Here is a 24,219-nt window from a genome sequence, read left to right as displayed (position 1 = left end):
GGGCCAGTCTGGCACGAAATTAGACATGCGCCAGTCGGCGGCTCGTCAGGCGCAGCTGGCGATCGGTCCCGTCGGCCAGCGCACCGACCTGCCGCGGCGACAGCCGGCCGCACAGCCGCCCCCAGTGCAGGGCGATCTCGTCGCCGGCGGCCACGTCGGGAACCGCGCTATACCCATCGGTCCAGACGTCGAACACGCCGCAGGACGGTTCGGACAGCGCCAGCGCCTCGCCGTCGAAGGCCAGCGTGCGGCGCAGCACCTCGATCCGGTCATGGTCGCGTGAGACCACCGTCCCCCAGGTGATGCGGCAGTTGTCGAGCACCTGCAGGGGGTGCTGGTCCATGCCGCGACCCAGGAACCGCGTCCACGGGTACACGCCGAACACGTGGAAGCAGTGATTGGCGGCGGCCTCGCGGGCCAGGTCCGGCGTCAGGTGTGACCAGTAGCGGCCCGCCTGCGGGCCGATGATTCCCAGCAACGCCTCGAAGAAGTCCCGCGGGTCCAGGTCGGCGCCCACGCCGCCGCCCAGCCAGTACGCCTCGACGAGGCGATGATCCAGCGGGTCGGCGATGCCGGTCAGCGCCGACAGCACCCGCAGGTACGGCCACGCCCCGGAGAACCGCGTCGCGGCCGCGCGCACCTCGTCGGCCGAGCCGTCGCGCAGGGTGGCGCCCAGCGGGGGACCGCAGTAGCCCAGCGCGTTGGGCGCATAGGCGTAGCGCGCGAACATCTCCACACCGCGCTGCGAGCCGCTGGGGTCACCGGTCAAGCGCGCCCCACCAGCTTGATGGCGTCACGGTGCATGCGCCCGAAGTTGTAGTAGGCGGCGCAGGCGCCCTCGGGGGACACCATGCAGGTGCCGATCGGGGTCTCCGGGGTGCACGCGGTGCCGAAAACCTTGCACTCCCAAGGCTTGAGCACGCCCTTGAGCACCTCGCCGCACTGACATGCCTTGGGGTCGGCCACACGCACCCCCGGCATCGAGAACCGCAGCTCCGCGTCGAACTCCGCGAAGTCGTCGTGCAGCCGCAGCGCACTCTGGGAGATGAAGCCCAGGCCGCGCCATTCGAAGTGGGGGCGCAGGGCAAACACTTTGCCCATCAACGCCAGGGCGGCCGGATTGCCGCGCTCGGGCACCACCCGCTTGTACTGGTTCTCCACCTCGCAGCGACCCTCGCGGATCTGGGTGAGCAGCATCGCGACCGCGGCCAAAATGTCGAGTGGCTCGAAACCGGCCACTACCAACGGCTTTCGGTACACCTCCGGCACGAACCGATAGGGCCGGTTGCCCACCACCGTCGAGACGTGCCCGGGGCCGATGAACCCCGAGAGCCGCAGGTCCGGAGACTCCAGGATGGCTTTGATCGGCGGCACGATCATCACGTGGTTGCAGAACACGCTGAAGTTGGTCAGCCCCTGCTCGCGCGCCCGGACCAGTGTCACCGCCGTCGACGGCGCGGTGGTCTCGAAACCGATGGCGAAGAACACCACGTGCTTGTCGGGGTTGTCGAGCGCGATCTTCAGCGCGTCCAGCGGGGAGTAGACGAACCGGACGTCGGCCCCGCGCGCCTTGGCGTCCAGCAGGCTGCCTTTCGACCCGGGCACCCGCATCATGTCGCCGAAGCAGGTGAAGATCACGTCGGGCTGGCCCGCCAGCCACATCGCGTCGTCGATGCGGCCCATCGGGATCACGCAGACCGGACACCCGGGGCCGTGCACCAGTTCGACGTTGTCGGGCAGCAGGTGTTCGATGCCGTGCCGGTAGATGGTGTGCGTGTGCCCGCCGCATACCTCCATGAACTTGAACTGCTCCCCGCCGGGGGAGTCGGTGCCGGCCAGGCGCCCGATGGCGCCCAGCAGCCTGCGCGCCGCGGCCGGGTCACGGAACTCGTCAACGAATTTCATTGTGCGCCTTCCTAGATGATGGCCCGATTCCTCCTCGGTCCGTTACCGGACCGCATCGTCGTCGGACTAGATGATGGCCGACGAGTCGAAAGCCTGGATCTCGGTGTCGTAGGCGTCGCCGAGTTTCTTGACGGCGGCCAGGGTGAGCAGCGCCTCGGTCTCGTCGATCTTGGCCATCGCGAACCCGACGTGCACCAGGACCCAGTCGTCCGGCTCAGGCATGTCGTCCTCGAGCAGCCGGACGCTGATGGTGCGCTGCACGCCGCTGACGTCGACCTTCGCCAAATAGTTGGCGGGATCGGTGATCTCGACGATCCGGCCCGGAATCCCAAGACACATATCCGGTATCTCCTTTCAGCAAAGGTCAGCAGATCCGGGGCAGCGGGTCACCGACCAGCATGTCGACGATCCGCGTTCCACCGAATCCCGTTCGCAGCACCACGCTTTCGGCCGGTTCGGTGACGATTTCCCCGACCTCGGCAGCATCGGCACCCAGCGGATGCGACCGCAGCGCGCCAAGCCCGGCCGTCGCCTCCTCGGGCGCGACGACGGCGACGAACTTGCCCTCGTTGGCGACGTAGAGCGGGTCGATGCCGAGCAGCTCGCACGCGCCGTTCACCATGGGCGCCACCGGAAGTCGCTCCTCTTCGAGCAGCACCCCCAGGCCGCAGGCCTGGGCCAGTTCGTTGCAGACCGTGCCCACCCCGCCCCTCGTCGCGTCGCGCATCCAGCGGGTCGACGGCGCGGCCGCCATCAACAGCTCCACCAGCGGGCTGACCGAAGCGGTGTCCGAAGCGATGTCGGCCTCGATGGCCAGGTCGCCCCGCGCCAGCATCACCGCCATGCCGTGATCGCCCATCGATCCCGACAACAGCAGCTTGTCCCCGGGCCGCACCGCCGCCGCGGACAGCGCGCGTCCCGCGGGGATGACGCCGGTCCCGGCGGTGGTGACGAACACCCCGTCGACGGCGCCCTTGGGCACCACCTTGGTGTCGCCGGTGACGATCCGCACGCCGGCTTCGGCGGCCGCCGCCGCCATGTCGGCGACGATCTCCTTCAACTCGGCGATGGGGAAGCCCTCTTCGAGCACGAACGCCGCGGAGATCCACGAGGGCACGGCACCGGCCATTGCGAGGTCGTTGCAGGTGCCGTGCACGGCGAGCGAGCCGATGGAACCGCCGGGAAAGCGCCTGGGCTGCACCACGAACGAATCGGTCGACATCGCCACGCGCTCGCCGCCCGGTAGCGGCAGTACCGCGCTGTCACCGAGCGATTCCAGCAGCGGGTTGCGAAACGCCTCCACGAAGACCGCGTCCACCAGCGCCGCCGAGGCCTTGCCCCCGGCCCCGTGCGCCAGCGTCACGTGGTCGTCGAGCAGGCGCGGGCGGCGCCTGCGGAACGATTCGATCCGCTCGATCACCTCACCCTCGGCGAACCGCGGCCCCGACGAAAGGTAATCACCCACCGGCTTGTTCATGCCGCCCCCAGACCCTGCTCGCCGCCCAGCTGTTGGTGCACGCTCAGCCACAGCTGATAGCCCAGCAGCGCCTGCGATTCCTGTATCCGGTGCACGCTTTGCGAGCGAACGACGAAGCAGGCGTCCACATTCGGGTTGTTCGCGAACGCGCCACCGTCATAGCCGGCGAATCCGATGGTGTACAGGCCGCGTTGGCGGGCCTCGGCCAGCGCGGCGAGCAGGTTGGGTGAGCCGCCGCTGGTGGACATGGCGATCGCGATGTCACCGCCGGCGGCGCGGGCGATCAGCTGTCGGGCGAACACCAATTCGAATCCGACGTCGTTGCCCAGGGCGGTCAGGATGGCCTGGTCGGTGGTCAACGGCCACGCGGGCAGGGATTTTTCGGGCTTGCCGACCGGCGGCCGGGCGAACAGCCTCGCCAGGGTGGTGGAATCCGTGCAGCTGCCGCCGTTTCCGAAGGTGAACATGCGTCCGCCCGCCGCGAAGCGGCGCGCCACTTCCGCGGCGGCCTGACCCAGCAGTGCGGCGTTGGCCTGCAGCGTCGAGCGCCGCAGCGCCAGGCTCTCGGCCGCCTTAGCCTGCGCGGACGCGGCCAGGTCGGCCAGCAGCGACCCGGCATCGTCTTCCTGCGCGTCGATGAACGGGTACAGGAAGTTGGTCGGTTCGTCGCGGTGTTCCGGGCTCATCGGGCGCCCTCCTCGTCTTCCAGTCTGCCGATCGCCATGCCCGCGTGCACCAGAATGAGGTCCCCGGCGGCCACCGGGTCGATCAGCGTGGTCACCACGTTCTCGGTGCCACGCGCGGTGCGGACCGTGGCGTGCCCGTCGGCCGACGCCGTCACCGCCTCTGCCGTGCGTCCCTCGTCGCTGCAGGTGACGCAAACCGACTCGGAGCACTCGGGTTTGAGCAGGCCGGGGTGCTCGAAACACACGTGGGTCAGTTCCCACAGCAGGTGATAGAACAGCACGAAACCGCCCGTCGCGGGTACGCGCGGGTCGGGGTCGTCCAGCCACAGCACGTGATCGGCCGTGCCCGGCGCGGGGCGTGCGCCGCTGCCGATCCAGATCGTGGTGGCGCCCCATGCGGGGGCGCGCCGCATCACCGAGCGGACCTGCGCGTCGTCCGCGCCGGACACCGCGACCACGATGTCACCCGGCCGCACGGACACCCGGACCAGATCCACCAGGTCGGGTCCGGTCAGCGCCACCGCGGGCAGGGCCCGCTTGCCCATGATCACCGGGTGGACGAACTCGACCGCGATGTGCTGCGCATGCGGCTCCCACGACGGCGCGATGGACCACATGGTGGCGCCGGCGGCGAAGCGCTTGGCGAGCGTGAACGCGGTGCCGGCCAGGTCCTCGGCCAATTCGGCGCCCAGGCCGCGATCGATGGCTGTGGTGGTCATGAGTCGGCCCCCCTCGACGCGGTCAGCATGGAGATCGCGGCCTGACCCAGCGCGAGCCCGCCGTCGTTCGGCGGCACCGTTCGGTGGGTCAGCACCTCGAATCCCGCCCGCTGCAACCGCTGACGACATGCGTTCAGCAACAACACGTTCTGGAATACCCCTCCGGTGAGGCCCACCAGCCGGGTGGGCCCGGCGACCTGGGCGACCACCTTGGCGACGGCGTCCGCGACGGCCTCGTGGAACGCCGCGGCCAGCACCGCAGCTGGTGCGCCGGCGTAGAGCGCCGACACCAGCGTCTGCACCATGGGGGCGGGGTCGATCACCCCGTCGGCGCGCACCATGAGCGGCAGCGACGGCCCGGCCTTGCCGGCGGCCGACTCCGCCAGCGCCTCCAGCTCGATGGCGGCCTGGCCTTCGTAGTCGATGCGGTGGCGCACCCCGAGCAGCGAGGCGACCGCGTCGAACAGGCGGCCCATGCTCGAACACGGCACGCAGCCCGTCCCCGTCTCCAATTGGGCACGGGTGGCGCGCAATTCGTCGCTGGTCGCCGCCGCGACGGGGGCCAGGTCGGCGGTCCAGTCGATGCCGGCCGACCACAGCTGCGACAACGCCATCCGCCACGGGTTTCGGACCGCCGCGTCACCGCCGGGCAGTGGCACCGCCAGCAGGTGGCCGGCCCGGACGAATCGGTGGCTGTCGCCGCCGAGCCGGAGAATCTCACCGCCCCACACGCTCTGGTCGCATCCGTAACCGGTGCCGTCGAAGGAGACCCCGATGACCGGTTCGCCGATGCGTCCGTGCTCGGCCAGCAGCGACACGACGTGCGCGTGATGGTGCTGAACCAGGTCCAGCGGCCGGCCGTCCGCGTGGCGCTCCGCCCAGCTTCGGGTGTGGTACCCCGGATGCAGGTCGGCGGCCAATCGGGCGGGCTCGCCGCGTATTTCGTTGAGCTGGTGCACCGCCCGCTCGAATGCGCGCAGCGTCTCCCAGGTGGACATGTCACCGATGTGCCCCGACAGGTAGGCGCGCGCGCCGTCGGTGAGGCAGAACGTGTTCTTCACCCCCCCGCCGACTGCCAGCCCCGGCGGGCCCGCCACGTTCAGGTCTATCGGCAGCGGGGCGTACCCGCGGGACCGGCGGATCGGCAGCTCGGCGTCGCGCCCGCCGTCTTTGATGATGCGCACCACCGAGTCGTCGCACGGGACGTGGATCGGGCGGTCGTGGTCCAGGACCGCGTCGCAGAGCGCCGGAAGCCGTTGTGCGGCATCGTCATCGGTGAAGCAGATCGGCTCGTCGGATCGGTTGGCGCTGGTGAGCACCAGCGCGGCGGGGGGCTCTCCGACCGCGCCGGGGACGGGCGCCAGCAGCAGGTGATGGATGGGGGAGTACGGCAGCATCAGGCCGAGCAACGGGCTGCCGGGCGCGACGCCGTGGGCGACCGGCGCGGTGTCCTCACCGGGCCGGCGTCGCAGCAGCACGATCGGGCGGGCGGGACTCAGCAGCGCCGCGGCCTCGGTGTCGTCGACGTGGGCGTAGCGGCGCGCCACCTTGAGGTCGCGGACCAGCATGGCGAACGGCTTGGCGCCGCGGGCCTTTCGGGTGCGCAGCACGTCGACCGCCGCACCGTCGCTGACGCTGCATGCCAGGTGGTAGCCGCCGACGCCCTTGATGGCGACCACCGCGCCCGTGGCGAGCGCGCGCTGGGTGGCCGCCAGCGCGGTGTCCGCCCCGTCGATCCGCCCGGCCGCCGAGGAGAACCACAGGGACGGCCCGCAGTCGGGGCAGGCGATCGGCTGCGCGTGGAACCGGCGATCCGCCGGGTTGTGGTATTCGGCGGCGCAGCGTTCACACATGTCGAACCCCGACATGGTGGTGGCCGGGCGATCGTAGGGCAGTTCGCGGATGATGGTGAACCTCGGTCCGCAGTTGGTGCAGGTGACGAAGGGGTGGCGGTAGCGGCGGTCGCGCGGGTCGAAGAGCTCGGCGACGCAGTCGTCGCACACCGCGATGTCGGGCGGGATCGGTGTCGTGGCGCCGGGGACCGCCCGGCTGTCCACGATCGAGAACCCGCATCCGCAGCCGGCGTCGGCGGAAAGTTCGTCGACGCTGACGTGGCTGATCCGGGCCAGCGGCGGCGCGTCGGCGCGCAGGCGCCGGCCGAATTCGGCCACGCGCGCGGGTTCGCCCTGCACCTCGACGAACACGGCGCCGGAGTCGTTGCCGACGAAGCCGGACAGGCCGAGCTCGGTCGCGATGCGGTGCACGAAGGGCCGGAAGCCAACCCCCTGCACAACACCGGTCACGGTGAAGCGCTGCCGAACCCGGGAAGCGGGGTCATGCCGCAGCAGCAGGGGGGACTGGGTCATGTCAGCCGCCCTCCGGGAAGTCAGTCCCGTCGGCACGGCCCCGCCCCATCAGCTCGAGACCGGCCATCGCCTGCTCGGCGCCCGCGCGGTCGGTCTTTTCGATGGCGAAGCCCATGTGGATGATGATCCAGTCGCCGGGTTTGAATGTCTCTTCCGGCAGCATGCCGACGTTGACCCGCCGCTGCTCGCCGGTGACGTCCACCAACGCGAGCTGCCCTTCGAAGCCGTCCAGCATCCGGATCACTTGACCGGGAATCCCTAAACACATGGCTCAGCGGTCCCTTCGGGGGCGGCGGCCGGGCGCGCGTGCAACGCCGCGACGATCTCCTCGACGGCCCGCGCGGCGCGGGGAACCGCCCTGGCCACGGGCTCGGTGAGGCCGATGCCCTCCTCGACGCTGCCCGCCTCGCATCCGACGACGACGGTGTAGGGCGGGGTGCCGCCCAGTGCCCGCAAGCTGGCGAACACCGCGGCCGGATCCATGCTATGACCGTCGAAACCCGTTGCAGCCGAATCCGATTCATGGTCGGCCTGGAAGACGTGCAACGCTCCGGGGTTGCCGCGGTTGGGCACCGCGTCGATCAGCACCAGAGTGTCCCATTCGTCGAGCAGGTCGTAGGCCAGGTGCATGCCGCTGATGCCGTAGTCGGTGACGCGAACGCTGGGATCGTCCCGCGGGATCTCCGCGTTGCGGATCACCTCCGATCCGAACCCGTCGTCGCCCAGGAAAATGTTGCCGATGCCCGCTACCAGGATGCGCGCTGTCATCTCCGCCGTCCGAGCAAGTTACATCCGCCTCAGCTTGAGGTAGCGGCGGGCATCGGGGATGGATACCACCCCCAGCGCCAGTCCGATCACGAGCACCAACGCGATGATAGCGAGGAATATCCAGCCGAGGATTTCCATCAGAGAACTCCTTTCACGAGTTTGCGGGGCTGCGGTGAGCTTCCAGGGGCTCGATTTCGTCGGGGGAGAAGTAGAGGTAACGGCCGTACCAGTCGTGCAGGTCGGCGGCGGGGTCGTCGTCGACGACGACCGCGACGTGCATGTTGCCCTCGACGTCGGAGTGCACCGAGGTCACGCGGGCGGTCTTGCCGGCGACGAAGATGTCCTGCGCGTCGGCGTTGCGCCGCGGCCGCAGCCGGACCCGGCTGCCGCGCGCCACCCGGGTCCCGTTCACCAGCACCGCATCGATTTCCGGCCGAACGGCGTTGTCGGCCAGCGGATCCCACCAGTCGACGCCCTCGGGGATCTGCGGGACCAGACCCGAGACCGGATCGCGCAGCACGCCGTGCAGGCGCGCCATCGCCTCGGGGGACATGGCGTCACACGCGTCGATGATTCGCGCCGCTCGCGGATCCGTGGCCCGGGCCTGTGCCTTCTCCTCGTCGGTCATGGTCATCACCCGCAGGGTGAGGATCTCGTCGATCTCCGTGCAGTCATACAGGGCGGTGTCGCTCTGTTCGGCGACCTCGGGGTGGTCGTAGAGGATGATCGGCGAGATCAGCAGCAGGTCCCGGGCGCCGGGTGGGCCGGCCAGCACCGGGAAGCAGCGATGCTGGGCGCACCGGGACACCGCGGCGACCGCCGACGGGGGCGGCTCGAGCAGCGAGACGAACTGGCCCTCCTCGAGTTCGGCGATGAGGTGTGTGCCGATCATGGACCGGGCGATCGCGTCGTTCTTGTCCACCGCGGCGTCGCCGACGTTGCTGAGCCGCACCGACACCCGGCACAGGTCGCCGTCCGCCTCGCCGGCGACCGTCAGCACGCCACGTACCTCCCGTCGTTGGCGCACCAGGCGACCGCCCTCGAGGAATTCGATGTCGGTGCCCGCATCCGCCGTCACCGACAGTGTCCACGGCCCGCCGTCCAGCGCGACAGGGCCGAAGGGCCTTTCGCATTCGACCGCCTCGTCCCAGGTGAGCCACGACCCGCCCGCGGTCGTCAGCTGGTCGACGGGCCGGTATTCGCCGGGGGCGACCTCACGCTCGGCCCGGCGGTGCTGCAGCTGCAGGAACCGCACCACCAGGTGCAACTCCCGCGCGCCCTGGACCAGGAACTGCGCCGCCAGGGTGGCGTCCTCGCCCAGGCCCGCGTCCGCGGCCCCGGGCGGTCCCAGAACGCCGAACTGCCAGCGGGATTGGTTCTTGCTCGACGTTCCGCGATACGGATAGAGCAGGTAGCCCTCGTAGAGCACCGCGTCGGCGACGGCGCGGGCCCGGTCCGCGGTCACCGCGCCGTCTCCCGGTCCGCGTCCAGCAGGGAGGTGATCGCGTGGTCGAGATCGAGCAGCCCGTGGGCCGACTTGTAGGCCGCCAGCGCGGCGATCGTCTCGTGGTTCAGCCGCAGCCATCCGGCGTTCGGGTAGTGCTGGGCGATCAGCTGCCGCCAGACCGCGACCGGCATGTCGTAGCGGTCTTCGCAGTCCCACGGGATCTGCTGGACGGAGAACCCGCGGTCGGACCGGACGAAAATCGTTCCGCTGAACAGGAATTGGAGGGCCACGGCGCCGTCACGCAGTGCGTGCAGGTATTTGGCGGCGGTGACCTCGAAGTCGTAGGTGCACTCCAGCGGCAGGGCGACGGTCGTGTTGCCGGTGAAGCCCTGGACCATCGCGGTGCAGTGCTGCCAGAGGAAGGTGCGCTGGGTGCTCGCCCAGCGTTCGCGCGACCCGAACAGGTCCGTCAGGCCGGCCGCCTCGTCGTCGGAGTACGACCGCCGCAGCGGCTCGATGCGGACCTGGCAGCGCAGGGCGATCGCGTGCACCGGGTCCCCGCCGTCAGCGCCGCCGGTGGCCACGGCGACCCGCGCCGTCAGCACCGGCGTGACGGCGTACGGTTCGGGCGCCACGTCAAGGACCGAGAAGTCGATGTCCATCATGGCGGTGTCTTGACTGCGCGGGCCTCGAGGCGGGAGAAGAAGCCGTCGATGAACTCACGGGCCTCCTGCCCCCCGTCGAACCCGCGCCACAGCAGGCGAAGCCGCCCGACGAATTCGTAGCAGGCGTCGATGGGAACGAGATAGCTTTGCGGCGAACCGGATTCGGGGACGCGCACCAGGAGCGCCTCCACGTCGTCCGTCAGCAGGCCCACCCGGGCGTCGGCGCCGCTGAGCGCGTCCCACACGTCGAGGGCGAGCTCGGATTCGCACGCCCCGGCCGGTCCGGGGTAGAAGGCGACGGTGCGCCCCAGGGCCGAGTTGGTGAAGAAGAAAGCGACCCCCACCGGGATTTGCAGTGCCTCCCAGGCGCGCCGGTCCAGCGCGAAGTCGGGGAAGGACAGATACCGGTCGGGCACCGCGCGGTAGCGCAGTTCGGCACGGGAGTCGGTGAACAGCAGGTAGCAGGCGCGGCACACGCACATCAGCTGCCGGTCGGCCACATTGACCACGTGCTGATGCTCGTCGGCGACCGATTCCGAGCACATCTCGCAGCGCTCACCGGCCGGTTCGGGGGCCGGCCGGTTGCTGCGGATCCGGGTGAGGACCTCGTACGGGGTCGTCATGCCGGGGCGCCCATCGCTTGCGCCGGCTCCCGGGCCGGCAACGCCACCGACAGCACGCCGTCGCGGGCCAACAGGGGCAGGGGATCCAGGTGCGCGCCGTTCACGCCGGCCCCGGCATGTACGGCGTCGAAGTCCGTCTGACAGCGGGGGCAACGCAGTTGCGTCCCATACAGTTTCGCACCGGCCAGGGTGGCGTCACATACCGGGCAATGGTCCCGGTACGCGAAAGTCTGATCGCCGACCCGGCACGCCAGCACGGTGGTCGCGTCGACCCGATAGCCCGCCACCTCCCCGGGTGCCAGGTCGGCCAGCTCGGGCGCCGGATGCCAGCTGCCGGACGCGTTGGAATGCACGCGCGCCAGCAGCGATTCGGCCGGGATGACGGTCGTGGTGCCGGGCTCGGCCGTCATCACCTCGATCGAGGAGATCTCGGGGGCCGCGGCGCGCACCGCGTCCTCGACGGCCAACTCCAGCGTCACCGCCGACGACGGACAGCTCTTGCAGCTGCCTTTGAAAGCGAGGAGCACGCCAACACCTTCGGGCCTCTCCGTCACTTCGATCAGGTCCACGTCCCCGCCGTGCGAGCCCAGGTACGGCCGCACCCGGTCGAGCGCGTCGGACACCCGGCGGCGGACGTCGTGCGGGTGCAGGCCATGGATCAAGAGCAGGCTGGCCACCAGGTCGTCGGTGGCCAGCCGCTCGGCCAGGCCGGGGCCTGGACCGTCCTGAGCCAACAGCATGATCCGCTCCAGCCCGGCCCCGTAGAGCCCGACCACCTCGCGGACCAGCTGCCGGGCGCGTTCCTGCGCGGCCGCACCACCCGCCGCGCAGGAATCCAGCAGGGTCTGGATCCGATCGCCCGCTGTGCGCCATTGCGCGTCGTTGTCGCCAAGGGTTTCCGGGCGATCCACCATAGTCACTGCCCGACGGGTGACTGTGTCGGCGTGTGCAGTCTGTCCAGGGTCTTGCCCTTACCCAGATACATGTGCACGCCACAGGGCAGGCACGGGTCGAAGCTGCGCACCGTGCGCATGACGTCGATGCCCTTGAAGTTCTCGCGGCTGTTCTCCTCGAAGATCGGCTGGCCCTGCACCGCGTCCTCGTACGGCCCCGGCGTGCCGTAGCTGTCGCGCGGGTTGGCGTTCCACGGGGTGGGCGGGTACGGGTGGTAGTTGGCGATCTTGCCGTCCCGGATCACCAGGTGGTGGCTGAGCACGCCGCGCACCGCCTCGGTGAATCCGCAGCCGATGGCCTCGTCGGGCACCTCGAAGCGCTCCCACGTCTTGGTGCGGCCGGCCCGGATCTCCTCGAGCGCCTTCTCGGCGAAGTGCAGCGCGCAGGCCGCCGCGTAGGCCTGGAAGTAGGTGCGCGCCCGGTCGCGTTCGATCGTGTTGCTGCCGTACTTGGGTACCTTCCACTCGAACTCGACCGGGCCCTTGAGCGCGGTCTTCGGCAGGCTGATCTTGACGCTGTTGCCGGTGGCCTTGACGTAGCCGATGTCGACCAGCCCGGCCAGCGCGGTCGCCCACAGCCGCGCCAGCGGGCCGCCGCCGGTGTCCAGCGCCAGGTGGTCCTTGCCGTCGAACCAGCGCGGCGACATCACCCAGCTGTACTTGCCGCCGTCCATGTCGCGCTTCTGCGGGTGCGGGTTGGTGTGCTGGTTCCACGGGTGGCGCCGGTCCACCGCGTTGCCCAGCGGATCGGTCTTGACGAACATCTCCTGATCGGTCCAGTCGTCGTAATACGAACTGCCCAAAAGGATCCGGATGCCTAGGTTGATGTCCACCAGCGAGTGGGTGACGAGTTTTCCGTCGACCACCACGCCCGGGGTCACGAACATGGCGTTGCCCCAGCGCTCCATGTCCTTGTATGCGAAGTTGCACACCTCGGGATCCTGGAAGGAGCCCCAGCAGCCGAGCAGGGTGCGGCGCAGCCCGACCTTCTCATACCCGGGCAGCGCCTCGTAGAAGAAGTCGAACAGATCGTCGTGCATCGGCACGACCTTCTTCATGAACTCGACATAGCGCATCAGCCGCGTCATGTAATCGGTCATCAGCTGGATGGTCGCGACCGTGCCGACGCCGCCGGGGTACAGCGTGGAGGGGTGCACGTGGCGACCCTCCATGAGGCAGAACATCTCTCGCGTCCAGCGGCTGACCGCCAGCGCCTCGCGGTAGAACTCGCCGGTGAACGGGTTCAGCGAGCGCATGATGTCGGCGATCGTCCGGTACCCGTGCGCCCCGGCCTGCGGCGCGGGCGTCTTCTCCGCCAGCGAAAGCACGCTCGGGTTGGTCTCGGAGACCATCTTCTCGCAGAAGTCCACGCCTACCAGGTTCTCCTGGAAGATGTTGTGGTCGAACATGTATTCCGCGGCCTCGCCCAGGTTGACGATCCACTCGCCGAGATGCGGCGGCTTGACCCCGTACGCCATGTTCTGCGCGTAGCACGAGCAGGTGGCGTGATTGTCGCCGCAGATGCCGCAGATGCGGCTGGTGATGAAGTGGGCGTCGCGAGGATCCTTGCCCTTCATGAAGATCGAGTAGCCGCGGAAGATCGACGAGGTGCTGTGGCACTCGACGACCTCGCGATTCTCGAAGTCGATCTTGGTGTAGATGCCCAGGCTGCCCACGATCCTGGTGATGGGGTCCCAGGCCATGTCGACCAGTTGGCCGGGTTCGCGGTTGGCGTGGGTGGGCTCCGGAATGATGGTTGTCATCGCGCTACTTCTTCCCGCTGTGGGCCGTTGGGCCTGAGGGCTGGAGATGGTGTGGACGAAGCGCGCCGAGCTGGTAGGCGACCTACCAGGTCCGGCGCGCCCCGGTGGTGAGTTGGTTCCCGCTGTGGCGCCACCGCGGTTCCTTGTCGACGGTGCGCGCGGTGATACCCCGCAAGCTGCGAATCACGGTTCCGTACAGGCCGACCGCGGTGCTGGACAGCTTGCCGCCCGGCGGCTCGTCCATGAACGGCATGAACTTGTCGGGGAAGCCCGGCATGGTGCACCCGATGCAGATGCCGCCGACGTTCGGGCAGCCGCCGACACCGTTGATCCACCCGCGCTTGGGCACGTTGCACTTCACGACCGGACCCCAACAGCCAAGCTTGACAATGCATTTGGGGGACCCGTATTCGGTGGCGAAGTCACCTTGCTCGTAGTAGCCGGCGCGGTCACAGCCCTCGTGGACGGTGTTGCCGAACAACCACTTGGGGCGCAGCGCGTCGTCGAGCGGGATCATCGGTGCCTGGCCGGTCGCCATGTAGAGCAGGTAGGTCAGCGTCTCCGACAGGTTGTCCGGGTGGATCGGGCAGCCGGGGACGCAGACGATCGGGATGCCGGCCTTGCTCTTCCAGTCCCAGCCGAGGTAGTCGGGGACGCCCATTGCCCCGGTCGGATTGCCGGCCATCGCGTGGATGCCGCCGTAGGTGGCGCACGTCCCGACCGCGACGATCGCGGTGGCCTTGGGCGCCAGCCGGTCGAGCCACTCGCTGGTGGTCATCGGCTGGCCGGTGGCCGGGTCGTTGCCGAACCCGCACCAGTAGCCCTCGTCCTTGATCTTCTCGTTGGGAATGGACCCCTCGACGACCAGCACGAAGGGCTCGAGCTCACCGCGGTCGGCTTTGAAGAACCAGGAGAGGAAGTCGTCCGCCCCCCCGCTGGGTCCGCATTCGAAATCGATGAGTGGCCAGTGCACGGCGACCTTCGGCAGTCCCGGCAGAGCGCCCAGGGCGATCTCCTCGACTGTGGGTTGGGTGGCGGCAGTCAACGCCACCGAATCGCCGTCACAACTGAGCCCCGCATTGATCCATAGAACGTGGATCAGCGTTTCTTCCGCTTTGACTGCTGCTTCTGTTGGCATGCTGCAGCTTTCCGGGACCGGGCTGAGGCCCCTGCGCCGCCGGAGTCGACCGTCGGCCCACTTGCGCAGCGCTATTTTTTGGGTCTACTCCTCACCGCCGGGCGTGTCAACGGTTCTGGGGGACCAAGTAGTTAGACAAGCGTTGCAAGCTGTTTCGTGCCGCCGGGCCGGGAGTCGGCGGGCGTGGCGGCCGGCGTCATGCAAAACCGTTGCAAGACGGACCGTTAGGCCGACGGCTCCCCGGCGAAGCGTCGCAGCCAGCCGAACCACGCGGCCATCCCGGCCCCGGTGCGCGCGCTGAGCGGCAGGATGGTCGCCGCCGCGTTGACCATGCGCACGTGCTCGATGTAGGTGTCGACATCGGCATCGAGGTAGGGGACCAGGTCAATCTTGTTGAGCAGCACCACATCCACCGACCGGAACATGACCGGGTACTTCAGCGGCTTGTCCTCGCCCTCGGTCACGGAGTACACCATGGCCTTGGCGTGCTCGCCGACGTCGAACTCCGCCGGGCAGACCAGGTTGCCGACGTTCTCGATGATCACCAGGTCCAGCGCCGCAAGGTCCAGGCCCGGCAGGGCGCGGTTCACCATCGGCGCGTCCAGATGGCACTCGCCGCCAAAACCGTTGCTGGTGTTGAGCAGTGACACCTGGGCGCCGCGGCCGCTGAGCTTGGCCGCGTCCAGGTCGGTGGCGATGTCGCCTTCGATCACCCCGATGGCGAGCTCGCCGGCGAGCTCGTCGAGCGTCGCCTGCAGGACGGTCGTCTTGCCCGATCCCGGCGAGCTCATCAGGTTCAGCGTGCGCACCCCGTTGCTCTCGAACGCCGCCCGGTTGGCGTCGGCGAGCAGGTCGTTCTCCGCGAAGATCGCCTCCAGCACGTCGACGCGCTGCTTGCCGGTCCGGTACTGGCCGTGATCGCCGTGCCGGTGGTCAGGGTCGTCGTGCTCGTGGGTGTGCACGGTTCCGTCGTCGTGCCGATGAAATCTTCCCATGGTTAAACCCGTTCGCAGCGTTCACTTTTCACGACACGTCCAGCGACGTCACCAAGAATTCGTTGCCCCGCAACACCTCGACGTCGGAGCTGTCGCACTGCGGACACCAGATCGACCAGGCCGACGTGATCTCCGATTGGCGGCCGCATGCGCGGCAGCGGACCTCGGCGCCGACGCACTCGAGTTCCAGCTCGGCCTCCGGCATGTCCTCGGCGTCTCGCACCAGCGTCCAGCAGAACGACAACGATTCGGGCACCACCTGGCGCAGTGCGCCGATCCGCACGCGCACCACGTCGACGTGCCGGCCGTCGGCATGCGTCTTGACCACACCGGCGATCGCCTCACACAGCGACAGCTCGTGCACCGGCGATCACCGGCGTCCAGCGAGGGTCATGAGCACTGTTCTACACCCGGACGGCCCGGCCGCGCAGCGGTGTCAGGAGGACGTCCACTTCTGCTCGAGGCGGCCGTAACGCCAGACCAGCAGCGCCACCGCCCAGGTGACGACGAACGTGCCCACGACGAAGTAGCCGACGACGTTGAGGTCCAGCCCGCCGATCCAGCTCCAGAACGGGCCGCGCCAGCCGAACTGCTCTTGCAGCAGGGTGAGGAGTTCGACGCTGCCGATCAGCAGCGCGACCACCACTGACAGGGCGGTGATGGTGATGTTGTAGTAGATCTTGCGCACCGGGTTGGAAAAGGCCCAGCCGTAGGCGAAGTTCATGAACGAGCCGTCGACGGTGTCCAGCAGGCACATGCCGGCGGTAAACAACACGGGCAGGCACAGGATGGCGTACCAGGGCAACCCGGCGGCCGCGCTGGTGCCCGCCAGAACCAGCAGCGCGATCTCGGTGGCGGTGTCGAAGCCGAGCCCGAAGAGCAGCCCGACGGGGTAGGAGTGCCACGACCGGGTGATCGACTTGGTGAACCGGCCGAGGATCCGGTTCATCAGGCCCCGGTTGTCCAGCTGCCGTTCCAGCTCCGCTCCGTCGGTGGCCGGGTCGTAGTCGCCGCGGCGCAGCCGGGCGAACACCCGCAGGATGCCGACGAGCACGACGACGTTGAGCAGGGCGATCGCATACAGGAACACGCCGGAGACGCCGGTGCCGATCAGCCCCGTGTAGTGATGCAGGTTCGACGAGTCGTCCCGGACCGGTCCGACGACGGTCTTGACCCCCGACGCCAGCAGGACCGCCAGCCCGAAGACCACCGTGGAATGGCCCAGCGAGAAGAAGAATCCGACGGCCAGGGGGCGCTGCCCGTCGTTCATCAGTTTGCGGGTGGTGTTGTCGATGGCCGCGATGTGGTCGGCGTCGAACGCGTGCCGCATGCCCAGGGCGTAGGCCGTCAGCCCGATGCCGACACCAAATGCCTTGCCGCCGAGGCTGAATTGTGCGGGCGCAACCAAGGCCACCAGGGTGAACCAGCCGACCACGTGGAGCCCGACGATGACCGTCAGCATGGCGGCGAGCCGCCACCACTCCGCCGGGCTCAGGGCGCTGCGAAGCCGGTTCGTCCATGACGGGCGCCGGTCGAGCTCGGTACTGGTCACCGGGGTCCTTCCAGCATCGGGAGGGGAGCAACCGGCACGACTGTATGTGCCGGTTTGCGCCACGGTCAACTACATGCAAGTGGGTCGCAGGAATCGCCATGGCCGGTACGCGGGCCCAATTCGGCGGAAAACTGGCGCGCCCAGGGCGGCGGCGCGACACTGAACGGGTGACGCCCCAGCCGTCAGCATTGGATCCCTCCGTCACCGCCCGGATCGGCGACCTGCTGCGCGCCAGGGGGCTGCGGCGGATGTCGTCGCGGATCCAGGTGCTGGCCGTACTCGAGCCGGTGGACGGGCACCTGCCGGTGGCGGAGATCCACAAGCAGGTGCAGGCCTGCCTGCCGCACGGCGCGCACGCACCCGACGTGGCCACCATCTACCGCACGGTGACCACCCTGGTCGGGCAGGGGGTGTTGCACGCGCTGACGCTGGACGGCGGCGTCACGACCTACGGGATGGCCACCGCGCCGCACCACCACGCCGTGTGCACCGAATGCGGCTCGATCATCGAGGTGCCCGCCCGGCAGCTCAGTTCGGCGTTGGAACACGCGATGGCGGGCAGTTCCTTCGCGCTGTCCGAAGCCGCGGGCCTGACGCTGCACGGCCTGTGCCCCCGGTGCCAGCGGCGCTGACCCGCGGCGCCCGGCTACGCCGCGCTTGCGATCGCACTGGTCCGATGGTGGCGACCCGCGGCGCCCGGCTACGCCGCGCTTGCGATCGCCCTGGTCCGATGGTGGCGACCCGCGGCGCCCGGCTACGCCGCGCTTGCGATCGCACTGGTCCGATGGTGGCGACCCGCGGCGCCCGGCTACGCCGCGCTTGCGATCGCCACTAGCCCAGATCCAGTAGCGCGTTCTCGACAACCTCCGGCAGCGCCGGATGAATCCAGTACTGTCCGCGGGCCATCTGCGGGGCGGTCAGCCCGAAACTCATGGCCTGGATCAGCGGCTGGATGATCGACGACGCCTGTGGGCCCATGATGTGCGCCCCCAGCAGCCGGCCGGTGTCCCGATCGGCGATGAGCTTGACTATCCCGGTGGTGTCCTCCATCGCCCACCCGTAGGCCACATCGCCGTAGTCGTGTATCGCGACGGAGATATCGAATCCCTTTGCGATGGACTGGTTTTCGGTCAGGCCGACGGTCGCCACCTGCGGATCGGTGAACACAGCCGACGGCACGTAGCGGTGATCGGTCATCACCATCGACCCGGTGTCGTCCCAGTCGCAGTGCAGGTTGTGTTGCACGACGCGGGCCTCGTGGTTGGCGACGTGCTTGAGCTGGTACGGCGAGGAGACGTCGCCGAGGGCGAAGACGCCACGCGCCGAGGTTCGCTGGTATTCGTCGACCAGCACCCGGCCGTCCTCGACGTCGACGCCCGCCTGTTCGGCGTCGAGCAGGTCGGCGTTGGATACCCGGCCGGTGGCGACCAGCAGCAGGTCGGCGTTCAGCGTGGACCCGTCGTCGAGCCGCAGCGAGACGCCCGAGCCGTTGTCGGTGCCCCCGATGACGTTGCGGTGGGTGCGCAGCTCCCATTTGGACGCGGCCATACGGGTGAAGCGTTTGCACAGGGTGTCGTCACAGTGCCGCAGCATGGAGCCGCCACGGATCACCAGCGTGACGTGGACGCCGAGGGCGGAGAAGACGTGGGCGAATTCGGCGGCGACGAAGCCACTTCCGACGATCACGAGGTGCTCGGGCAGCTCGGGGATCCGCATGATCGTGTCGCTGGTGTGATAGGCGACGCCGCAGTCGGCGATCGCGGGCGGAATCACCGGGCGCGACCCAGCCGCGATCACCACCTGCTCTGCGGTGAATTCGTCACCGGCATCGGTGCGCAACAGGTAGCGACCGTCGGACTGAACCGGTCCGAACCGGGTGTGCTGGCTGTACAGGTCGACGTTGGGTGATGCGCGGCGGTAGTCCTCCCCGCTCATCGAGATCGGATCGATCCGGCCGAAGACGCGCGAGACGATGTCGTCCCAGCGCACCCGGTCGATGTGTGCGTCGATCCCGTAGCGCGCGGCGTCGCGGATCGTCGTGGCGACCTCGGCGGCGTAGACGAACATCTTGGTCGGGATGCACCCGACGTTGAGGCAGGTCCCGCCGAACGTGCCGTGCTCGCACAGCGCCGCGCGCCTGGCCAGCAAGCGATCGTCGAGAAGCATGTTGCCCGAACCGGTTCCGATGATCGCGATGTCGTACGTCTCCACCCGTCAGCTCTTCCTCGATGAGGGCGAGGCGTCCGTGCGTTCGGCGTCGAGGTAGTCGTCGAGCCAGAGGTCCAGCTGGCGATAGGCCGCCTGCCGGGGCTGCGGCAGCGACAGGAAGACGTCGTGTTTGGCGTCGCCGATGGGAACGATGGTGCTGTGATTCCCGATGCAGCCGGCCCGCCTGGCGATCTGGGTGACGTCGAGCACCGCGTCGCCGCACTGCATGGACGTCGCGTCGCTGGTCTCTCGCACGGTGTGATCCGAGCGCAGGATCAGGTTGGGCACCCCGACGTCGAGCCCGCGGTGCAACCGGGCGTGGCCGCGGCGGATGGCGTTGAGCCAGCCGAGCGTGATGGGGAAGCCGCCCAATGGTTTCCACTGCAGGTCGTAGTCGAACTCGCCGTGGTAGTCGCGGTGCAGGGTGGTGCCGTAACCGCCCTCGGTGGGTGTGCGGACCACCCCCTTGGAGCGCACCCGCGACAGGCCGGCGATCAGCGCCGAGGTGACCGGCAGCCGCAGGACCGCCGGGCCGTGCAGGTCCAAGAACGGGCTGTTGAGCACCAACCCCCCGACGGTGGCGTGGGCCGCGGCATCGCGGCGGCGAAGCCGGTCCAGCCACAACGACACGATGAGCCCCCCGGCGGAATGGCCGTACACCAGAACCCGGGGGGACCGGTCGTGCTCCCGGATGACGGCCAGCGCGTGTTCGAGTTCGGCGTCGTAGTCGTCGAGATTGGTGATGAAGTGCGGCGTCTGCCCGTCGCGGCGCGACCGGCCGCATTTCTGTAGGTCCAGCGCGTAGAAGGCGAAGCCACGATCGGCGAAGTGATCGGCGAGCGCCGTGTTGAAGAAGTAATCGGTGTAGCCGTGCACGGCCAGGACCGCGTGGCCCGGGCCGGGCCGCCGGGCCGGCTCACCGCGCCGGATCAGCGTCGCGACGATCTCCCCTTCGCCGACCGGGTCGGGCCCGAGGGGGATGGTGCGCTGCCAATAGCCGGGCAGGACATCGGGTTCCCAGCCAGTCACCCCGCCACTCACCAGGCCAGCTTAGAGGTTTTGCTGGCCACCGGGGGGCGCGTGCCGTTCGTGCCGGGTTTACCTCGGGATAGCCTGAGTGTCGGCGCAGTCGAGGAAAGGACCAAGGAGCAGGTGTCGTCGCTGGCCAGAACCGCACGCACGGACGTCGTGCTGGTGGGCGCGGGCATCATGAGCGCAACGCTGGGTGCGTTGCTGCGCAGGCTGCAGCCCGACTGGTCGATGACCGTTGTCGAGCGGCTGGACGCCGTCGCAGCGGAAAGCAGCAGCCCCTGGAACAACGCCGGCACGGGGCATTCCGCGCTGTGCGAGCTCAACTACACCCCGGAGAACGCCGACGGTTCGATCGACATCACCAAGGCGGTGCGCATCAACGAGCAGTTCCAGGTGAGCCGCCAATTCTGGGCGTACGCCGTCGAGAACGGGATGGTGACCGATACCGGCTTCCTCAACCCGCTTCCGCACGTGAGCTTCGTCCGCGGCGCGCGGCGCGTCGAGTTTCTGCGCCGACGGCAGCGGGCCCTGGCGCCCAACCCCCTGTTCGCCGGCACCGAATTCATCGACGACCCGAGCGAGTTCGCCCGCCGGCTGCCGTTCATGGCCGCCAGGCGCGACTTCTCCGAGCCGACCGCCCTGAACTGGGCCTCGCACGGCACCGACGTGGACTTCGGTGCGCTGGCCCGCCAACTCGTCGGCTTTTGCGTGCAGGGCGGCGCGACCGCGCTGTTCGGCCACGAGGTCCGCGATCTGACACGGCAGTCCGACGGCACCTGGACGCTGCTGCTGCGCAACCGGCGCACCGGCGAGAAGCACCGGCTGAACGCCAAATTCGTCTTCGTCGGGGCCGGCGGCGACGCGCTGCCGTTGCTGCAGAAGTCCGGCATCGAAGAGGTCAGGGGTTTCGCCGGATTCCCCATCGGCGGCCGGTTCCTGCGCACCGACAACCCGCAGCTCGTCGCCGCCCACCGGGCCAAGGTGTACGGGGTGCCGGCACCGGGAGCCCCGCCGCTCGGCGCTCTGCACCTGGACCTGCGGTTCGTCAACGGCAAACCGTGGCTGGTGTTCGGGCCGTACGCCGGCTGGTCGCCGAAGTTCTTGAAGCACGGCCGCCTGTCCGACCTGCCCCGCTCGGTGAAACCCGACAACGCGGTGTCCATGCTTGGGGTGGGCCTCACCCAGCTGAAGCTGGTCAACTACCTGATCGGCCAGCTGCGGCTGTCCGAACCGGACCGCATCCACGCGTTGCGCGAATTCGCGCCCAGCGCGGTGGATTCCGACTGGGAGCTGACCGTGGCCGGTCAGCGCGTGCAGGTGATCCGGCGCGACAGGCGCAAGGGGGGCGTGCTGGATTTCAGCACCACCGTGCTGGCCGCCGCCGACGGCAGCATCGCCGGGCTGCTGGGCGGCTCTCCGGGAGCGTCGACGGCCGTGTCGGCCATGCTCGAGGTGTTGCAGCGGTGCTTCGCCGACCGCTACCGCTCCTGGCTGCCCGCGCTCAAAGAGATGGTGCCGTCGCTGGGCGTCGAGCTGTCCAATGAGCCGGCGCTGTACGACGAGGTGTGGTCCTGGAGCACAGACGTGCTGGGGTTGAGGTCCGATTCGGGGGTTCGGTCATGAGTGAAGCTTTGCGTCGGTCCTGGGCCAAAGACCTTGGCGCGCGGACCCTTTACGAGCTGCTCAAGTTGCGGGTGGAGGTGTTCGTGGTGGAACAGGCCTGCCCGTACCCGGAGCTCGACGGGCGCGACCTGCTCGCCGAGACGCGGCACTTCTGGCTCGAGACGCCCGAGGGCGAGGTGATCTGCACCTTGCGCTTGATGGAGGAGCACGCCGGCGGCCGAAAGACGTTCCGGATCGGCCGGCTGTGCACCAAACGCAGCGCCCGCGGGCAGGGCCACACCACCCGGCTGCTGCGCGCCGCCCTGGCCGAGGTGGGCGACTACCCGTGCCGGATCGACGCGCAAACCTATCTGGCCGACATGTACGCCCAGCACGGCTTCGTGCGCGCCGGTGATGATTTCGTCGACGACGGCGTCCCGCACGTGCCGATGCTGCGCCCGGGCTCCGGCCTGACGGAGCTACCGTGAGGCCGTATCCGTTCAGCGCGATCGTCGGGCACGACCAGCTGCGCCTGGCGCTGCTGTTGTGCGCGGTTCGACCGGAGATCGGCGGCGCGCTGATCCGGGGCGAAAAGGGCACGGCCAAGTCGACGGCCGTGCGCGGTCTGGCGGCGCTGCTGTCCGCCGCCAACGGTAGCGAGGGGGCCGGACTCGTCGAAATGCCGCTCGGCGCAACCGAAGACCGGGTGATCGGCTCGCTGGACCTGCAGCGGGTGCTGCGCGACGGCGAGCATGCCTTCTCGCCGGGGCTGCTCGCCCGCGCCCACGGCGGGGTGCTCTACGTCGACGAGGTCAACCTGCTGCACGACCATCTGGTGGACGTGCTGCTGGACGCCGCCGCGATGGGCCGGGTGCACATCGAACGCGACGGCATCTCCCATTCGCACGAGGCCCGGTTCGTGCTGATCGGCACCATGAATCCCGAAGAGGGCGAGCTGCGCCCGCAACTGCTGGACCGGTTCGGTCTCACCGTCGACGTGCACGCGTCGCGCGACGTCGACGTGCGGGTCCAGGTCGTCCGCCAGCGCATGGCCTACGAGGCCGACCCCGACGCATTCGCCGAAAGCTACGCCGACGCCGAGGCCGAGCTGGCCCGCCGGATCGCCGACGCGCGGGCGCTGGTCGGTCAGGTGGTGTTGTCGGACAACGAATTACGGCGCATCGCCGCGGTGTGCGCGGCGTTCGACGTCGACGGGATGCGGGCCGACCTGGTGGTGGCCCGCACCGCCGTCGCGCACGCCGCCTGGCGCGGGGCCACGTCCGTCGAGGAGCAAGACGTCCGGGTCGCCGCCGAGCTGGCATTGCCGCACCGGCGCCGGCGGGACCCGTTCGACGACCCCGGCCTCGACCGCGATCAGCTGGACGACGCGCTGGCGCAAGCCGGCGACGGCGATCCCGACCCCGAACCCGACCCCCAGCCGCCCAGCGGGAGCGGCGACTCCGCCGATGTGAGCGCGCCGCAAGCCAATTCGCCCGCACCGACGAAGACCAGGCCCAGCGCGCCGCCGTCGAAAACCTTCCGCACCAAGGCGCTGACGGTGCCCGGCGTCGGGGCGGGAGCGCCCGGGCGGCGCTCGCGGGCCCGCAACTCCGCGGGCAGCGTCGTCGCGGCCGCCGACGGCAATGACACCGGCTCGGGCGCGCACGGGCTGCACCTGTTCGCCACCCTGCTGTCGGCCGCCGAGCGCGCCGCGGCCGGACCGTTGCGGCCGGCCCCGGATGACGTGCGGCGGGCGATCCGCGAAGGGCGCGAAGGCAACCTGGTGATCTTCGTCGTGGACGCGTCGGGTTCGATGGCGGCGCGCGACCGGATGGCCGCGGTGAGCGGCGCGACGCTGTCGCTGCTGCGCGACGCCTACCAGCGCCGCGACAAGGTCGCCGTGATCACGTTCCGCCAGCAGGAGGCGCGGCTGTTGCTGCCACCGACGTCGTCGGCGCACATCGCCGGCCGGCGACTGGCCCGATTCGACACCGGCGGCAAGACCCCGCTCGCGGAGGGGCTGCTGGCCGCGCGGCAGCTGATCGTCCGGGAGAAGGCCCGCGACCGGGCCCGGCGTGCCCTGGTGGTGGTGCTCACCGACGGCCGGGCCACCGCCGGGCCGGATCCGTTGGCCCGCAGCCGGTCCGCGGCCGCCAGGCTGGCGGCCGAGGGCGCCGCCGCGGTGGTGGTGGACTGCGAAACGTCTTATGTGCGGCTGGGTCTGGCCGGGCAACTGGCCCGCCAGCTCGGCGCGCCGGCCGTGCGCCTGGAGCAGTTGCACGCGGACTCCCTGACGCGCGCCGTGCGCAACGCGGCCTGA

General features: G+C 69.6%; 24 protein-coding genes. 4 read left to right on the top strand and 20 right to left on the bottom strand.

Annotated elements, in window-relative coordinates; all coding sequences use genetic code 11:
• Positions 1-19: 19 nt before the first annotated feature.
• The 18 genes from C1737_RS10540 to C1737_RS10455 form a co-directional block, all read right to left on the bottom strand.
• Complete coding sequence (locus tag C1737_RS10540) at positions 20-769, bottom strand: DUF6390 family protein (RefSeq protein ID WP_255398410.1); 750 nt, start codon at positions 767-769, stop codon at positions 20-22.
• The gene (hypD, locus tag C1737_RS10535) at positions 766-1,905 is read right to left on the bottom strand and encodes a hydrogenase formation protein HypD (protein ID WP_102418114.1); all 1,140 of its coding nucleotides are present in this window, start codon (positions 1,903-1,905) and stop codon (positions 766-768) included. The genes C1737_RS10540 and hypD overlap by 4 nt, the downstream gene beginning before the upstream one ends.
• A 66-nt stretch (positions 1,906-1,971) precedes the next feature.
• Positions 1,972-2,244 (bottom strand): HypC/HybG/HupF family hydrogenase formation chaperone, encoded by a 273-nt coding sequence (locus tag C1737_RS10530; RefSeq protein WP_067921005.1) that lies wholly within the window; start codon positions 2,242-2,244, stop codon positions 1,972-1,974.
• A 25-nt stretch (positions 2,245-2,269) separates the two neighbouring features.
• Positions 2,270-3,382 carry a hydrogenase expression/formation protein HypE gene (gene hypE, locus C1737_RS10525; protein WP_082973003.1) on the bottom strand — a complete coding sequence of 371 codons (1,113 nt, stop codon included), beginning with the start codon at positions 3,380-3,382 and terminating at the stop codon, positions 2,270-2,272.
• Positions 3,379-4,068 (bottom strand): SIS domain-containing protein, encoded by a 690-nt coding sequence (locus C1737_RS10520; protein ID WP_102418113.1) that lies wholly within the window; start codon positions 4,066-4,068, stop codon positions 3,379-3,381. The genes hypE and C1737_RS10520 overlap by 4 nt, the downstream gene beginning before the upstream one ends.
• Positions 4,065-4,787, bottom strand: a complete 723-nt coding sequence (locus tag C1737_RS10515; RefSeq protein ID WP_102418110.1) for a HypC/HybG/HupF family hydrogenase formation chaperone — start codon at positions 4,785-4,787, stop codon at positions 4,065-4,067. The genes C1737_RS10520 and C1737_RS10515 overlap by 4 nt, the downstream gene beginning before the upstream one ends.
• Positions 4,784-7,153, bottom strand: a complete 2,370-nt coding sequence (gene hypF / locus C1737_RS10510; RefSeq protein WP_102418107.1) for a carbamoyltransferase HypF — start codon at positions 7,151-7,153, stop codon at positions 4,784-4,786. Before hypF ends, C1737_RS10515 begins: the two co-directional genes overlap by 4 nt.
• Position 7,154: 1 nt before the next feature.
• On the bottom strand, positions 7,155-7,421 hold the full coding sequence (locus C1737_RS10505) for a HypC/HybG/HupF family hydrogenase formation chaperone (RefSeq protein ID WP_102418105.1): 267 nt from the start codon (positions 7,419-7,421) through the stop codon (positions 7,155-7,157).
• Positions 7,412-7,921 carry a hydrogenase maturation protease gene (locus C1737_RS10500; RefSeq protein ID WP_067920994.1) on the bottom strand — a complete coding sequence of 170 codons (510 nt, stop codon included), beginning with the start codon at positions 7,919-7,921 and terminating at the stop codon, positions 7,412-7,414. Before C1737_RS10500 ends, C1737_RS10505 begins: the two co-directional genes overlap by 10 nt.
• Before the next feature lie 151 nt (positions 7,922-8,072).
• Positions 8,073-9,386, bottom strand: coding sequence for a hypothetical protein (locus C1737_RS10495; protein ID WP_102418102.1), 1,314 nt, complete (start codon positions 9,384-9,386; stop codon positions 8,073-8,075).
• Positions 9,383-10,033 (bottom strand): DUF6084 family protein, encoded by a 651-nt coding sequence (locus C1737_RS10490; protein ID WP_102418099.1) that lies wholly within the window; start codon positions 10,031-10,033, stop codon positions 9,383-9,385. The genes C1737_RS10495 and C1737_RS10490 overlap by 4 nt, the downstream gene beginning before the upstream one ends.
• Positions 10,030-10,656, bottom strand: coding sequence for a DUF5947 family protein (locus tag C1737_RS10485; protein WP_067918258.1), 627 nt, complete (start codon positions 10,654-10,656; stop codon positions 10,030-10,032). Before C1737_RS10485 ends, C1737_RS10490 begins: the two co-directional genes overlap by 4 nt.
• On the bottom strand, positions 10,653-11,570 hold the full coding sequence (locus C1737_RS10480; RefSeq protein ID WP_102418097.1) for a NifU family protein: 918 nt from the start codon (positions 11,568-11,570) through the stop codon (positions 10,653-10,655). Before C1737_RS10480 ends, C1737_RS10485 begins: the two co-directional genes overlap by 4 nt.
• Positions 11,571-11,572: 2 nt before the next feature.
• On the bottom strand, positions 11,573-13,372 hold the full coding sequence (locus C1737_RS10475; RefSeq protein ID WP_067918259.1) for a nickel-dependent hydrogenase large subunit: 1,800 nt from the start codon (positions 13,370-13,372) through the stop codon (positions 11,573-11,575).
• Positions 13,373-13,454: 82 nt separating this feature from the next.
• The gene (locus C1737_RS10470) at positions 13,455-14,510 is read right to left on the bottom strand and encodes a hydrogenase expression protein HypE (protein ID WP_068097394.1); all 1,056 of its coding nucleotides are present in this window, start codon (positions 14,508-14,510) and stop codon (positions 13,455-13,457) included.
• 224 nt (positions 14,511-14,734) lie between these two features.
• A complete protein-coding gene (gene hypB, locus C1737_RS10465; protein WP_102418094.1) occupies positions 14,735-15,505 on the bottom strand; it encodes a hydrogenase nickel incorporation protein HypB in 771 nt (256 codons plus the stop codon).
• A 28-nt stretch (positions 15,506-15,533) separates the two neighbouring features.
• On the bottom strand, positions 15,534-15,869 hold the full coding sequence (locus C1737_RS10460) for a hydrogenase maturation nickel metallochaperone HypA (protein ID WP_067924901.1): 336 nt from the start codon (positions 15,867-15,869) through the stop codon (positions 15,534-15,536).
• A gap of 72 nt (positions 15,870-15,941) precedes the next feature.
• On the bottom strand, positions 15,942-17,057 hold the full coding sequence (locus tag C1737_RS10455; protein ID WP_102418091.1) for a HoxN/HupN/NixA family nickel/cobalt transporter: 1,116 nt from the start codon (positions 17,055-17,057) through the stop codon (positions 15,942-15,944).
• A 167-nt stretch (positions 17,058-17,224) separates the two neighbouring features.
• Between C1737_RS10455 and C1737_RS10450 the strand changes: the two genes are divergently transcribed.
• Complete coding sequence (locus tag C1737_RS10450; protein WP_102419884.1) at positions 17,225-17,689, top strand: Fur family transcriptional regulator; 465 nt, start codon at positions 17,225-17,227, stop codon at positions 17,687-17,689.
• A gap of 199 nt (positions 17,690-17,888) precedes the next feature.
• Here the strand turns inward: C1737_RS10450 and mtr are convergent, their stop codons facing one another.
• Together mtr and C1737_RS10435 are read right to left on the bottom strand one after the other, a co-directional pair.
• The gene (mtr, locus tag C1737_RS10440) at positions 17,889-19,268 is read right to left on the bottom strand and encodes a mycothione reductase (RefSeq protein WP_102418088.1); all 1,380 of its coding nucleotides are present in this window, start codon (positions 19,266-19,268) and stop codon (positions 17,889-17,891) included.
• A 3-nt stretch (positions 19,269-19,271) separates the two neighbouring features.
• Positions 19,272-20,294 carry an alpha/beta hydrolase gene (locus C1737_RS10435; protein WP_067924892.1) on the bottom strand — a complete coding sequence of 341 codons (1,023 nt, stop codon included), beginning with the start codon at positions 20,292-20,294 and terminating at the stop codon, positions 19,272-19,274.
• Between the two features lie 132 nt (positions 20,295-20,426).
• Here C1737_RS10435 and mqo point away from each other — a divergent pair, with 132 nt between their 5' ends.
• Genes mqo through C1737_RS10420 form a run of 3 tightly spaced genes read left to right on the top strand, consistent with a single transcriptional unit; the run spans position 20,427 to position 24,219 of the window.
• Complete coding sequence (gene mqo / locus C1737_RS10430; protein ID WP_102419883.1) at positions 20,427-21,920, top strand: malate dehydrogenase (quinone); 1,494 nt, start codon at positions 20,427-20,429, stop codon at positions 21,918-21,920.
• The gene (locus C1737_RS10425) at positions 21,917-22,387 is read left to right on the top strand and encodes a GNAT family N-acetyltransferase (protein WP_067924889.1); all 471 of its coding nucleotides are present in this window, start codon (positions 21,917-21,919) and stop codon (positions 22,385-22,387) included. The genes mqo and C1737_RS10425 overlap by 4 nt, the downstream gene beginning before the upstream one ends.
• The gene (locus tag C1737_RS10420) at positions 22,384-24,219 is read left to right on the top strand and encodes a magnesium chelatase subunit D family protein (RefSeq protein ID WP_102418085.1); all 1,836 of its coding nucleotides are present in this window, start codon (positions 22,384-22,386) and stop codon (positions 24,217-24,219) included. The genes C1737_RS10425 and C1737_RS10420 overlap by 4 nt, the downstream gene beginning before the upstream one ends.

This window comes from Mycobacterium sp. 4858, assembly GCF_900240975.1.
Classification (GTDB): Bacteria; Actinomycetota; Actinomycetes; order Mycobacteriales; family Mycobacteriaceae; genus Mycobacterium.
The sequence above is the reverse complement of the archived record's forward strand: the minus strand, read 5'-3'. Positions and strand labels throughout refer to the sequence as shown.

Excerpts from the sequence above, each read along its gene's own strand:
- C1737_RS10470 (WP_068097394.1), bottom strand. The coding sequence starts at position 14,510 with ATGCCAACAGAAGCAGCAGTCAAAGCGGAAGAAACGCTGATCCACGTT.
- hypD (WP_102418114.1), bottom strand. The coding sequence starts at position 1,905 with ATGAAATTCGTTGACGAGTTCCGTGACCCGGCCGCGGCGCGCAGGCTG.
- C1737_RS10480 (WP_102418097.1), bottom strand. The coding sequence starts at position 11,570 with ATGGTGGATCGCCCGGAAACCCTTGGCGACAACGACGCGCAATGGCGC.
- C1737_RS10520 (WP_102418113.1), bottom strand. The coding sequence starts at position 4,068 with ATGAGCCCGGAACACCGCGACGAACCGACCAACTTCCTGTACCCGTTC.
- C1737_RS10425 (WP_067924889.1), top strand. The coding sequence starts at position 21,917 with ATGAGTGAAGCTTTGCGTCGGTCCTGGGCCAAAGACCTTGGCGCGCGG.
- C1737_RS10485 (WP_067918258.1), bottom strand. The coding sequence starts at position 10,656 with ATGACGACCCCGTACGAGGTCCTCACCCGGATCCGCAGCAACCGGCCG.
- C1737_RS10515 (WP_102418110.1), bottom strand. The coding sequence starts at position 4,787 with ATGACCACCACAGCCATCGATCGCGGCCTGGGCGCCGAATTGGCCGAG.
- hypF (WP_102418107.1), bottom strand. The coding sequence starts at position 7,153 with ATGACCCAGTCCCCCCTGCTGCTGCGGCATGACCCCGCTTCCCGGGTT.
- hypE (WP_082973003.1), bottom strand. The coding sequence starts at position 3,382 with ATGAACAAGCCGGTGGGTGATTACCTTTCGTCGGGGCCGCGGTTCGCC.
- C1737_RS10475 (WP_067918259.1), bottom strand. The coding sequence starts at position 13,372 with ATGACAACCATCATTCCGGAGCCCACCCACGCCAACCGCGAACCCGGC.
- C1737_RS10490 (WP_102418099.1), bottom strand. The coding sequence starts at position 10,033 with ATGATGGACATCGACTTCTCGGTCCTTGACGTGGCGCCCGAACCGTAC.
- C1737_RS10530 (WP_067921005.1), bottom strand. The coding sequence starts at position 2,244 with ATGTGTCTTGGGATTCCGGGCCGGATCGTCGAGATCACCGATCCCGCC.
- C1737_RS10505 (WP_102418105.1), bottom strand. The coding sequence starts at position 7,421 with ATGTGTTTAGGGATTCCCGGTCAAGTGATCCGGATGCTGGACGGCTTC.
- C1737_RS10500 (WP_067920994.1), bottom strand. The coding sequence starts at position 7,921 with ATGACAGCGCGCATCCTGGTAGCGGGCATCGGCAACATTTTCCTGGGC.
- hypB (WP_102418094.1), bottom strand. The coding sequence starts at position 15,505 with ATGGGAAGATTTCATCGGCACGACGACGGAACCGTGCACACCCACGAG.